Source organism: Acidovorax sp. ACV01, assembly GCF_014851495.1.
Classification (GTDB): Bacteria; Pseudomonadota; Gammaproteobacteria; order Burkholderiales; family Burkholderiaceae_C; genus Acidovorax; species Acidovorax radicis.
In genome coordinates, this window is sequence record NZ_JACUZT010000008.1 from 179562 (window position 1) to 191422 (window position 11861).

Here is an 11861-nt window from a genome sequence, read left to right on the forward strand (position 1 = left end):
CCTTATTTCTTCTTGGTCTCTTTGATCGTGATCTTTTCGTCCGCGTAGCGGATACCCTTGCCCTTGTAGGGCTCGGGAGGACGAACAGCACGAATCTCAGCAGCGATTTGACCGACGCGTTGACGATCAGCACCCTTGACCACCACTTCAGTGGGGGTTGGGGTAGCCACCGTAATACCAGCGGGCATTTCGATATTGACCGGATGCGAATAACCAACAGCCAGGTTCAGCTTGGAACCCGAAGCAGCGGCCTTGTAACCCACGCCAACCAAGCTCAGTTTCTTTTCGAAACCCTTGCTGACGCCGACCACCATGTTGTTGACCAACTGACGAATCGTGCCGCTCATGGCATTGGCTTCGCGGGAGTCATTGACAGGCTCAAAGCTGAGCTTGCCTTCATTGCTCGACACCTTCACCAGCACATTTTGTGCAAGCGACAGGGCGCCGCCAGAACCCTTGACAGAGATCTGGTCATCTTTCACGGACACATCCACGCCAGCGGGGATGGTCACGGGCATTTTTCCTACTCGGGACATTTCAGTTTCTCCTCAATGCCGCGGGTTAGGCCACGTAGCAGAGCACTTCGCCACCGACACCGGTAGCACGCGCTTTGCGATCAGTCATCACACCCTTGGGCGTCGTGACAATTGCCACACCCAGACCGTTCATGACTTGTGGAATGGAATCACGGCCTTTGTAGACACGCAGTCCGGGGCGGCTGACACGCTCGATGCGCTCAATCACGGGGCGACCTGCGTAGTACTTCAGGGCAATTTCGAGTTCCGACTTGCCAGCTTCGGTTTTCACCTGGAAGCCGTCGATATAACCTTCGTCCTTCAGCACCTGGGCGATGGCAATCTTCACTTTGGAAGAAGGCACCAGAACCGTGGCCTTGGCGACCATCTGTGCATTACGGATGCGGGTCAGCAAGTCAGCGATGGGATCACTCATGCTCATGTTTAATCTCTCCTGCCTGCTTACCAGCTGGCCTTGGTGACACCGGGGATGTCGCCTGCAAAAGCCAGTTCGCGGATCTTGGCGCGAGCCAGACCGAATTGACGGAAGGTGCCACGTGGACGACCGGTGATTTCGCAACGGTTGCGCTGACGCGTGGGATTTGCATTGCGTGGGAGCTTTTGCAGACCCAAACGGGCTGCATCACGCTCTTCGTCGCTGCGCTTGGCATCGCCAGCGATTGCTTTCAGTTCCGCATACTTGGTTGCGTACTTGGCCGCCAGTTTTTCGCGCTTCAGTTCGCGCTGGATCAAAGCTACTTTAGCCATGCTTCGCCTCAGTTCTTGAACGGGAAACGGAAGCCAGCGAGAAGCGCCTTGGCTTCTTCATCGGTCTGGGCCGTCGTGGTGATGCTGATATTGAGACCGCGCAGGGCGTCGACCTTGTCGTACTCAATTTCAGGGAAAATGATCTGCTCTTTCACGCCGATGTTGTAGTTACCGCGGCCGTCAAAAGCACGACCGGAGATACCACGGAAGTCACGCACGCGGGGCAGAGCCACGGTCACGAAACGGTCCAGGAACTCATACATCTGCACGCCACGCAGCGTGACCATGCAACCGATGGCCTGACCTTCGCGGATCTTGAAACCAGCGATAGCCTTCTTGGCCTTGGTCACCACCGGCTTTTGACCAGCAATCTTGGTCAGATCAGCCACAGCGTTGTCCATCACCTTCTTGTCCGAGACTGCCTCGCTCACGCCCATGTTCAGGGTGATCTTGGTCAGACGGGGAACCTGCATCGGCGAGGTGTAGCCGAACTGCTTGATCAGTTCGGGAGCGACTTTGTCGCGGTAAATTTCTTGCAGTCGTGCCATGTTTACCCCTTAGGCCGCCTTGATTTCAGCGCCGCTGGACTTGAACACGCGAATGCGTGAACCGTCGGCCTGCACCTTGATGCCCACGCGATCAGCCTTGCCAGTAGCGGCATTGAAGATGGCAATGTTGGACTGATGAATTGGCATGGACTTTTCAACGATGCCGCCCGTCGTACCCTTCATGGGGTTTGGCTTGGCGTGCTTCTTGACCATGTTGATGCCGTCGATGACCACGTAGGAGTCATCCTTGCGCAGCGACACTGTGCCGCGCTTGCCCTTATCGCGCCCTGTCAGCACGATGACTTCGTCGCCCTTGCGAATCTTGTTCATGGCGCGTCCTTAGAGAACTTCAGGAGCCAAGGACACGATCTTCATGAACTTCTCGGTACGCAGTTCACGCGTCACGGGTCCAAAGATGCGGGTGCCGATAGGCTCCAACTTTGCATTCAGCAACACTGCTGCGTTGCCGTCGAATTTGACGAGCGAGCCATCACCGCGGCGGATGCCCTTTGCGGTACGAACGACCACTGCGCTATAAACCTCGCCTTTTTTGACGCGGCCACGCGGAGCGGCTTCTTTGATACTCACCTTGATGATGTCGCCAACGCTTGCATAGCGACGCTTCGAGCCACCCAGCACCTTGATGCAAAGGACGGACTTGGCGCCGGTATTGTCGGCAACCTCTAACCGAGATTCTGTCTGGATCATTTCAATATTCCCAACTTGCACCAGAAGACCACGGCCCCAGAGAACTTCTCAAGGGCTGCAAATCAGCCAGTCAGTCTTGGGCCCGTCGTCCGCACCGCAAACCATTTGCAGCACTTCCCGCTGGGCAGAAACTTCACGTAGGAAACGCGAAGCCCTCGATTATTGCCAAAAGCTTTGGAGAAGTCAAGCGCCCTATCACACCGGCACGTGCAAATACTGTTGCGCCAGTGCCAGAAAGGCTTCGAGCTGCGGATCTGCCCCCAGTTCTTCGCGCAACAGCTCTGCGACAGAAGGCGCCAAAGCCATCGCCTTGCGGGCGTCCAAGAACAGCAGCCGGGAACGGCGGGCAAGAACGTCTTCCACCGTACGGGCGTACTCAAAACGCGCGGCAAATCGCACCATGGCGACGGTCAATCCGCCTCCAAGCGCAGTCTGCGCACCGGGGAGCCCCAGAACGGCAGCCGCCTCCCCGCCATAGGAATGCAACCCTTGGGCATCGCTGATGCGGTGCTTGACAGCTTCTTTGGGCGTCCCGACCAAGGGCAAATGGTTCGTGACACCGGCTGGCTTTTCCGGAAGCAGTCCCGTGCTGAAGCATTTTTGCAACACATCTTCAGCCATCGCACGGTAAGTGGTCCATTTACCGCCCGTCACAGTGATCAGGCCGCTGCGACTGGCCAGCACCGTGTGCTCCCGGCTGATCTTCTTGGTGTTGTCGCCATCATCGTCCTGCGGCTTGACCAGAGGGCGCAGACCGACCCAGATACTCCGGATGTCCTCCACCTTGGGGGCGCGGGTGAGATAGCGGGCCGACTCTTCCAGAATGAAACGGACCTCCTCCCCAAATGGCTCGGGCTCGCGCACGATGTCCTGGCGCGGACTGTCCGTAGTTCCCAGAATGAGCTTGCCCAGCCATGGCACCGCAAACAGGACCCGACCGTCGGCGGTCTTGGGCACCATCAAGGCGTGGTCGGACGGGAGGAACTCCCGGTCCACCACGATATGAACCCCCTGGCTCGGCGCCACGATGGGCTTGACGGGCCGCCCGATGGCCTCGCCATCCATCTGGCGCAAGGTGTCCACCCAAACTCCGGTGGCATTGACCACGGTGCGTGCGCGCACCGTGAATTGCTGCCCGCTGTCGGAGTCTTCACAAGTAAATCCAACCACCTTGCCAGCCTCATGCACCAAGGCACGCGCGGGACAGTAATTGACCAGCAAGGCACCCAGACTCGCCGCAGTCCGCGCCAGCGCCAGGGCAAGACGGGCATCGTCGAACTGGCCATCCCAGTACTTGACGCCACCCTTGAGCCCCTCGGCACGGGCTGTGGGCAGGCATTCAAGGGTGCGGGCACGGCCCAGAAATTGGGTCGCGCCAAGCCCGGCTTTTCCAGCCAGTGCGTCATACATCATGAGTCCGATGCCGTAGAAAGGCGTCTCCCAGAATCGGTACGACGGCATGACGAACGGAAGAGGCTGCGCCAGATGCGGCGCATTGTTTAGCAGCGTTGTGCGCTCGTGCAACGCTTCACGGACCAGAGCAATGTTTCCCTGCGCCAGATAACGAACCCCCCCGTGCACCAGCTTGGTGGCCCGGGAAGAGGTCCCCTTGGCAAAGTCGTGGGAATCCACCAAAACCACGCTGAAACCACGCGCCGCCGCATCCAGTGCGACACCCAGCCCTGTCGCCCCGCCGCCAATCACAGCGAGGTCGTATTGGTGCGGCTCGGCCAGACGGGCCAGCAGGTCGGCGCGTCGTGTGGGAAGGGGGGCTGTGGCAATGGTCATGGGGTGATTGTCCATGGGGGGAAGCAAAATTTAAGGGTTTACCCTTAAATTCTTGGCACTTCCAAAAGAGAAAACGCGCCTTCGGGCCAGAGACACCGAGGGCGATATGGAGCGAAAAAGGCAGCCAGAGACCTTGTGAGCCCTGGCTGCCGTCGGCGGGGTCGTCAGGAACGCGACCTCAGGAGATCAACGTGCCTTGCCGTCTTTCCATGCCTGCAACAGGGTGCCGTACGCAATCGTCTGACCCTTTGGCTTCTCATTGGCCAACTTGGCCCATGGCGCTTGCTTGTCGCTCAGCCACTTGGCGTTGTCGCTCTTTGGATTGAGCTTGGGAGCGCAATGCGCCATGCCAGCGCGCTCCAGGCGGGCCATCACCTGGTCCATTTCGTCGGCGAGCGTGTCCATGGCGCCCTGGGGCGTCTTCTCACCCGTCACAGCCTGGGCCACGTTCTTCCACCACAGCTGGGCCAGCTTGGGGTAGTCAGGCACGTTGGTACCGGTGGGCGACCATGCCACGCGGGCGGGGCTGCGGTAAAACTCCACCAGGCCACCCAGTTTGGGTGCCAGGTCGGTCATGGCCTTGGACTGGATATCGCTTTCGCGGATCGGGGTCAGGCCGACGATGGTCTTCTTGAGCGACGTGGTCTTGGCCGTCACGAACTGGGCATAGAGCCAGGCGGCGGCGGTCTTGTTCGCGTCGTGGTCCTTGAAGAAGGTCCAACTGCCCACGTCCTGGTAGCCGTTTTGCATGCCTTGCTTCCAGTACGGGCCGTTCGGGCCGGGGGCCATGCGCCACTTGGGCGTGCCGTCCGCGTTCACCACGGGCAGGCCGGGCTTGGTCATGTCGGCCGTGAAGGCGGTGTACCAGAAGATTTGCTGCGCGATCTGGCCCTGGGCGGGCACGGGGCCGGCTTCGCCGAAGGTCATGCCGGTGGCTTCCTTGGGCGCGTACTTCTTCATCCAGTCCACGTACTTGGTCAGCGCATAGACGGCGGCAGGCGAGTTGGTAGCACCACCACGGGCCACCGAGGCGCCCACCGGCGTGCACTTGTCGTCAGCCACGCGGATGCCCCATTCGTCGATCGGCAGGCCATTAGGCGCGCCGATGTCGGCCGTGCCGGCCATCGACAGCCAGGCATCGGTGAAACGCCAGCCCAGCGACGGGTCCTTCTTGCCGTAATCCATGTGGCCATAGATGGGCTTGCCATCAATGTTCTTCACGTCGTTGGTGAAGAACTCGGCAATGTCCTCGTAGGCGCTCCAGTTGAGCGGCACGCCCAGGTCGTAGCCGTACTTGGCCTTGAACTTGTCCTTGATGTCCTTGCGGTCGAACAGGTCGGCGCGGAACCAGTACAGGTTGGCGAACTGCTGGTCAGGCAGCTGGTACATCTTTCCATCGGGGCCGGTCGTGAACTTGGTGCCGATGTAGTCCTTGAGGTCGATGCCGGGGTTCGTGAACTCCTTGCCCGCGCCGCCCATGTAGTCGGTCAGGCTCATGATCTTGCCGTAGCGGTAGTGCGTACCGATCAGGTCCGAGTCCGAGATCCAGCCGTCATAGATCGACTTGCCCGACTGCATCGAGGTCTGCAGCTTCTCGACCACGTCGCCTTCCTGGATCAGGTCGTGCTTGACCTTGATGCCAGTGATTTCCTCGAACGCCTTGGCCAGCGTCTTGGATTCGTATTCGTGGGTGGTGATGGTTTCAGACACCACCGAGATTTCCTTCACGCCCTTGGCTTGCAGCTTCTTGGCTGCTTCGATGAACCACTTCATCTCGGCCATCTGCTGGTCCTTGCTCAGCGTCGACGGCTGAAACTCGCTGTCGACCCACTTCTTGGCTTCCGCCTCGCCCGCCATGGCGGCCTGGCCCGTCATGACCGCAACTGCCAGTGCCAGCGCTGTGTACCGCGTCTTCATAGTGCCTGTCTCCTCATAGTCATCTCCCCTTTTGGATGCAAGGGCCGCGTGGCTCCGGGGAAGGATCGAGCCGCGCGACGGGAACCTTGGTGGCCGCTCAGCCTTTGCGCATGATCAGCGCGAGCAGCAGCATGGACAGCACGAAGCTGAACCAGATCGATGGGTCTTCGCCGAGGCTGAACCACTGCGCCAGCTTGCCGCTGATGCCCACAAAAATCAGATTCACATACGCGGCTGAGAGCAGGCCGATGAACAGGCGATCGCCGCGCGTGGTTTCCAGCGGCAGGAACCCCTTGCGCATCGCCGTGGGGGACTTGAGCTCCCACACCGTCATGCCCACCAGCATCAGCACGATGCATGTGAAGAACACTGCCACCGGCAGAGTCCAGGCCATCCAGTCAAACATTTGAAGCATTCCTTTCCGTTAGAGCGGCGGCATGCCGCACCGACACCCGTTGAAACCGACGTGGCGCCATCCAGGGACGCCGAGCAAGGGCCGCCCCGCAGCAAGGGCGTCGTCCCCCTGGAGGGGGAAGGCGCCGAAGGCGACTCAGGGGGTGCATCACACTCTGCCCATCGCGAAACCCTTCGCGATGTAGTGCCGCACAAACCAGATCACGATGGCGCCCGGCACGATGGTCAGCACGCCAGCGGCGGCCAGCGTCGCCCAGTCCATGCCACTGGCGCTCACCGTGCGCGTCATGGTGGCCACGATGGGCTTGGCGTTCACGCTGGTCAGCGTGCGGGCCAGCAGCAGCTCCACCCAGCTGAACATGAAGCAGAAGAACGCTGCCACGCCCACGCCCGCCTTGATCAGGGGCAGGAACACCGTCATGAAAAACCGCGGAAAGCTGTAGCCGTCGATGTACGCCGTCTCGTCGATCTCGCGCGGGATGCCGCTCATGAAGCCCTCCAGGATCCACACCGCCAGCGGCACGTTGAACAGCAAGTGCGCCAGCGCCACGGCAATGTGCGTGTCCATCAGCCCCACGGTGGTGTAGAGCTGAAAGAACGGCAGCAGGAACACCGCAGGCGGGGTCATGCGGTTGGTCAGCAGCCAGAAGAACACATGCTTGTCACCCAGGAACTGGTAACGGCTGAACGCATACGCCGCCGGCAGCGCCACGGTGAGCGAGATCACCGTGTTGATGCCCACGTAGATCAGGCTGTTGATATAGCCCGAGTACCAGGACTCATCGGTGAAGATGGTCTTGTAGTTGTCCCAGGTGAAGTTCTGCGGGAAGAACGAGAACGTCGAGAGGATCTCGGCGTTCGTCTTGAAGCTCATGTTGACCATCCAGTAGATGGGCAGCACCGCAAACACCAGGTACGCCAGCAGAAAGATCGTCCGCTTGCGGAATCTGCGCTCAGGCATGATTGCTCCTATTTTTATAGCTATCAGCGCTTATCCAATAAGCGCTATCGGCATTTTTAATGCTCATTCCTGCACCTCGGGCTGCTGGGTGCCCACGCGCTGCATCCAGTTGTAGAGGATGAAGCACAGCAGCAGGATGATGAAGAAGTAGATCAGCGAAAACGCCGCCGCCGGCCCCAGGTCGAACTGGCCCACGGCCTTGGTCGTGAGGTACTGGCTGAGGAAGGTGGTCGCATTGCCCGGCCCGCCGCCCGTCAGCACAAACGGCTCGGTATAGATCATGAAACTGTCCATGAAGCGCAGCAGCACCGCGATCATCAGCACGCCGCGCATCTTGGGCAGCTGGATGTAGCGGAACACCGCAAACTTGCTGGCGCCGTCGATGCGCGCGGCCTGGTAGTAAGCGTCGGGGATCGAGCGCAGCCCGGCAAATGCCAGCAGCGCCACCAGCGGGGTCCAGTGCCATACGTCCATCAGCAGCACCGTCAGCCAGGCCTGTGTGGCGTTGCCGGTGTAGCTGTATTCAATGCCGATCTCTTGCAGCATGCGGCCCATGAGCCCGATGTCGGCCCGGCCATAGATCTGCCAGATGGTGCCCACCACGTTCCACGGGATCAGCAGCGACAGGGCCACCACCACCAGCACGGCGGACGACTTCCAACCCTGGGCGGGCATGGACAGGGCCAGCGCGATACCGAGCGGGATCTCCACCGCCAGCACCGACAGCGAGAACGTGATCTGCCGCCACAGCGCGGCATGCAGCTCCTCGTCACGCATCACGGCGGCAAACCATTCGGTGCCGACAAACACGCGCCGCTCGGGCGAGATGATGTCCTGCACCGAGTAGTTCACCACCGTCATCAGCGGCAGGATGGCCGAGAAGGCCACGCAGATGATGACCGGCAGGATCAGGAACCAGGCCTTCTGGTTCACGGGCTTGGTCGTCGTGCTCATTGGAAACCTCCGTGCTGCGCACTGCGGTGCTGAGCGCCTTCGGGCGGCCGGGCGGCGCTCATGGGGTGACCTCCGCGGCCAGCAATTGTTCGTTTTGATAGAAGCAGGTGTGCTCGCCGAGCACCTGCAGCCACACCGCGTCGCCCGCCGAGGGCAAGCGCGTCTCTGGCGTGAAGCGCGCCTTGAGCGTGTGCTCGCCCACCTTGGCCGTCAGCATCAGGTAGGTGCCGATGTCCTGCACCTGCACCACGGTGCAGGGCAATGCGCCGGCCTGCTGCGGCTGGGCCAGGGCCAGGTACTCGGGCCGTATGCCCACTTGCAGCGCACCGCCCGGCAGCGCGCGGCCCCCAGGGCTGGCGAGGCGCTGCCCGGCCACCGTAAGTTGAGCACCCTCGCTGTGCGCCGGCAGAAAGTTCATGCCCGGCGAGCCAATGAAATGGCCCACGAAGGTGTGTGCAGGCCGCTCGAACAATGCATCGGCCGAGCCCACCTGCACCGCCTTGCCGCGCGTCATCACCACCACCTGGTCGGCAAAGGTCAGTGCCTCGACCTGGTCGTGCGTCACATAGATCAGCGTGAGCTTGAGCTCGTGGTGAATCTGCTTGAGCTTGCGGCGCAGCTGCCACTTGAGGTGCGGGTCGATCACCGTGAGCGGCTCGTCGAACAGCACCGCCGCCACGTCCGCGCGCACCAGGCCGCGGCCGAGCGAAATCTTCTGCTTGGCGTCGGCCGCCAGGCCCGCCGCGCGCTGATTGAGCTGGCCGCTCATTTCCAGCATCTCGGCGATCACGCCCACGCGCTGCTTGATCTGGTCCTCGGGCACCTTGCGGTTGCGCAATGGGAACGCCAGGTTCTCGGCCACGGTCATGGTGTCGTAGATCACCGGGAACTGGAACACCTGGGCGATGTTGCGCTCCTGCGGGCTGGCACGGGTGACGTCACGCCCGTCGAACAGCACCTTGCCATGCGACGGCACGAGCAGGCCCGACATGATGTTGAGCATGGTGGTCTTGCCGCAGCCCGAGGGGCCGAGCAGCGCGTAGGCGCCGCCGTCCTCGAACTCCATTGTCAAAGGCATCAAAGCGTAGTCGCTGTCCTGCTGCGGATTCGGCTTGTACGAATGCGCGAGATCCAAACTGATACGGGCCATCTCAACGCCCTCCTTGTACGGCGCGGTGTCGCGCGGGCGCCCAAACCAGGCGGCCGTCGGCGCCAAACACGTAGGCCTGCGACGGGTCCAGATGCAGCGTGATAGCCGCCCCCAGTTCAAAATAATGCACACCGGTCAGCTGCGCGACCAGGTCGCCCCAGGGCGTGGATGCATGCACGAAGGTGTCGGACCCCGAAATCTCGGCCAGTTCGACCGTGCCGTTCACGCCTGCATCGCCGGGACGGGCGTGAACGCGCAGCGCACTGGCGCGCACGCCCACGGTGACGCCACCCGCCGCCGCCCCCTGGGGCAGCGGGATCGACAGCACCGTGCCACCCGGAAGCTGCACCCCCTGCGCGGCCACCGTGGCAGGCAGCAGATTCATCGGCGGATCGCTGAAGGCGCGCGCCACGCGCAGCGAGTTGGGCGCGTGGAACACCTCGGCCGTGGGGCCGTACTGCAGCAGCTGCCCTTCGTCGAGCACCGCGGTGTAGCCGCCCAGCAGCAGGGCCTCGCCTGGCTCCGTCGTGGCATAGACCACCGTGGACTGCCCTGCGGCAAACAGTTGCGTGAGTTCTTCGCGCAGCTCTTCGCGCAGCTTGTAGTCCAGGTTCACCAGGGGTTCATCGAGCAGCATCAGCGGCGCGCCCTTGGCCAACGCACGGGCCAGCGCCACGCGCTGCTGCTGCCCGCCCGACAGCTCGGCCGGATAGCGGTCCAGGAACATGTCGATGTGCAGGCGGCTGGCGATCTCGCGCACCCGGGCCTCGATGTTCTTTTCGCCGCGCAGCTTGAGCGGCGACGCAATGTTGGCCGCCACCTTCATCGAGGGGTAGTTGATGAACTGCTGGTACACCATGGCCACGTTGCGGTCGCGCACCGGCATGCCGGTCACATCCACGCCGTCGACGGTCACGCGGCCTGCGGTGGGGGTGTCCAGCCCGGCCATGATGCGCATCAGGCTGGTCTTGCCCGCCTGCGTGGCACCCAGCAGCACCGTAACGGCGCCGCTGTGCAGCGCCAGGCTCATGTCATGAAGCCAGGTCTGCGGTCCTACCTTTTTGCTGATGCTGTCCAGTGCCAGCTGCATCACGCAACCTTTCTAGTAGGCCCCTCCCGGGGCCGTAGGGATCTGGCGCCGACTGCGCACGCAGTCCGGCACCTCGTTTTCGATTGCGTTCATTTTTGTTCTTTTCTGATCGTATTGAATCAAGGTTTACCCTTAATGAGTTCCTTTTTGTTCGATTTAAAGTATCCGCACCCCATAGCCAATTAATACGCGTGAATACGAATCCTCGACAACTGCTGCTGCTGGAAGAAGTCCGCGCGCGCAAGTCCGCCACGGTCGAGCAACTGGCCGATACCCTCGGCGTGACGCTGCAGACCGTGCGCCGCGACGTGCAGCGCCTGGCCGAATCCGGGCTGCTCACGCGTTTTCATGGCGGCGTGCGCGTGCCCAGCTCCACCGTGGAGAACCTGGCCCACACCCAGCGCGAAACGCTGCATGCCGAGGGCAAGGCGCGCATTGCCCGCGCCGTGGCGAGCCAGGTGCCCAACGACTGTTCGCTGATCCTGAACATCGGCACCACCACCGAAGCCATTGCCAAGGCCTTGCTGCACCACCGCGGCCTGCGCGTGATCACCAACAACCTCAATGTGGCCGCCATCCTGAGCGGCAACCCCGAGTGCGAAGTCATCGTCGCCGGCGGGGTGGTGCGCACGCGCGACCGCGGCATCGTGGGCGAGGCGGCGGTGGACTTCATCCGCCAGTTCAAGGTCGACATCGCGCTCATCGGCATCTCAGGCGTGGAGCCCGACGGCTCGCTGCGCGACTTCGACTACCGCGAGGTGAAGGTCGCACAAACCATCATCGAACAGTCGCGCGAGGTCTGGCTGGCGGCCGACCACAGCAAGTTCAACCGCCCGGCAATGGTGCAGCTGGCCACGCTGGCGCAGATCGACCGCCTGTTCACCGACGCGCCGCCGCCGGAGCCCTTCCCCGCGCTTTTGCAGGACGCAGAAGTCATCTGTACCGTCGCCGCATAGGATGAGAAGCCCCCTGAAGCGCTGCGCGCTTTCCCCCGAGGGGGGACGCCACCCCTGGCCCCGCAAAGCCGGTGCCACGGTGGCACTGGCAT

At 62.0% G+C, this 11861-nt stretch carries 14 protein-coding genes; 1 reads left to right on the forward strand and 13 read right to left on the reverse strand.

Features of this window, described 5'->3' with window-relative positions; translation table 11 throughout:
- Positions 1-2 precede the first annotated feature (2 nt).
- The 13 genes from rplF to IB243_RS21800 all read right to left on the reverse strand — a co-directional run bounded on the left by rplF (position 3) and on the right by IB243_RS21800 (position 10813).
- Positions 3-536 carry a 50S ribosomal protein L6 gene (rplF, locus tag IB243_RS21740; protein WP_029414315.1) on the reverse strand — a complete coding sequence of 178 codons (534 nt, stop codon included), beginning with the start codon at positions 534-536 and terminating at the stop codon, positions 3-5.
- Between the two features lie 25 nt (positions 537-561).
- Positions 562-957: a 30S ribosomal protein S8 gene (gene rpsH, locus IB243_RS21745; RefSeq protein ID WP_008906523.1), complete on the reverse strand. Its 396-nt coding sequence runs from the start codon at positions 955-957 to the stop codon at positions 562-564.
- A 20-nt stretch (positions 958-977) separates the two neighbouring features.
- Positions 978-1283, reverse strand: coding sequence for a 30S ribosomal protein S14 (gene rpsN / locus IB243_RS21750; RefSeq protein WP_007861712.1), 306 nt, complete (start codon positions 1281-1283; stop codon positions 978-980).
- 8 nt (positions 1284-1291) lie between these two features.
- Positions 1292-1831: a 50S ribosomal protein L5 gene (gene rplE, locus IB243_RS21755; RefSeq protein ID WP_010466330.1), complete on the reverse strand. Its 540-nt coding sequence runs from the start codon at positions 1829-1831 to the stop codon at positions 1292-1294.
- A 9-nt stretch (positions 1832-1840) separates the two neighbouring features.
- Positions 1841-2161 (reverse strand): 50S ribosomal protein L24, encoded by a 321-nt coding sequence (gene rplX / locus IB243_RS21760; RefSeq protein WP_010466332.1) that lies wholly within the window; start codon positions 2159-2161, stop codon positions 1841-1843.
- Between the two features lie 9 nt (positions 2162-2170).
- The gene (rplN, locus tag IB243_RS21765) at positions 2171-2539 is read right to left on the reverse strand and encodes a 50S ribosomal protein L14 (RefSeq protein ID WP_007861702.1); all 369 of its coding nucleotides are present in this window, start codon (positions 2537-2539) and stop codon (positions 2171-2173) included.
- A gap of 195 nt (positions 2540-2734) precedes the next feature.
- Positions 2735-4327: a glycerol-3-phosphate dehydrogenase/oxidase gene (locus IB243_RS21770; protein ID WP_057272680.1), complete on the reverse strand. Its 1593-nt coding sequence runs from the start codon at positions 4325-4327 to the stop codon at positions 2735-2737.
- A 186-nt stretch (positions 4328-4513) separates the two neighbouring features.
- Positions 4514-6244, reverse strand: coding sequence for an ABC transporter substrate-binding protein (locus IB243_RS21775; RefSeq protein ID WP_010466338.1), 1731 nt, complete (start codon positions 6242-6244; stop codon positions 4514-4516).
- 97 nt (positions 6245-6341) lie between these two features.
- Positions 6342-6650: a DUF2160 domain-containing protein gene (locus tag IB243_RS21780; RefSeq protein ID WP_192429338.1), complete on the reverse strand. Its 309-nt coding sequence runs from the start codon at positions 6648-6650 to the stop codon at positions 6342-6344.
- Between the two features lie 156 nt (positions 6651-6806).
- Positions 6807-7619, reverse strand: coding sequence for a carbohydrate ABC transporter permease (locus IB243_RS21785; RefSeq protein ID WP_010466341.1), 813 nt, complete (start codon positions 7617-7619; stop codon positions 6807-6809).
- 63 nt (positions 7620-7682) lie between these two features.
- Positions 7683-8573, reverse strand: coding sequence for a carbohydrate ABC transporter permease (locus IB243_RS21790; protein WP_010466344.1), 891 nt, complete (start codon positions 8571-8573; stop codon positions 7683-7685).
- Between the two features lie 58 nt (positions 8574-8631).
- Positions 8632-9723, reverse strand: coding sequence for an ABC transporter ATP-binding protein (locus IB243_RS21795; RefSeq protein WP_029414316.1), 1092 nt, complete (start codon positions 9721-9723; stop codon positions 8632-8634).
- Position 9724: 1 nt separating this feature from the next.
- Positions 9725-10813, reverse strand: coding sequence for an ABC transporter ATP-binding protein (locus tag IB243_RS21800; protein WP_057272603.1), 1089 nt, complete (start codon positions 10811-10813; stop codon positions 9725-9727).
- Positions 10814-11004: 191 nt separating this feature from the next.
- On the opposite strand from IB243_RS21800, the gene IB243_RS21805 reads away from it, so the two are divergent.
- The gene (locus tag IB243_RS21805) at positions 11005-11769 is read left to right on the forward strand and encodes a DeoR/GlpR family DNA-binding transcription regulator (RefSeq protein ID WP_010466350.1); all 765 of its coding nucleotides are present in this window, start codon (positions 11005-11007) and stop codon (positions 11767-11769) included.
- Positions 11770-11861: the final 92 nt, after the last annotated feature.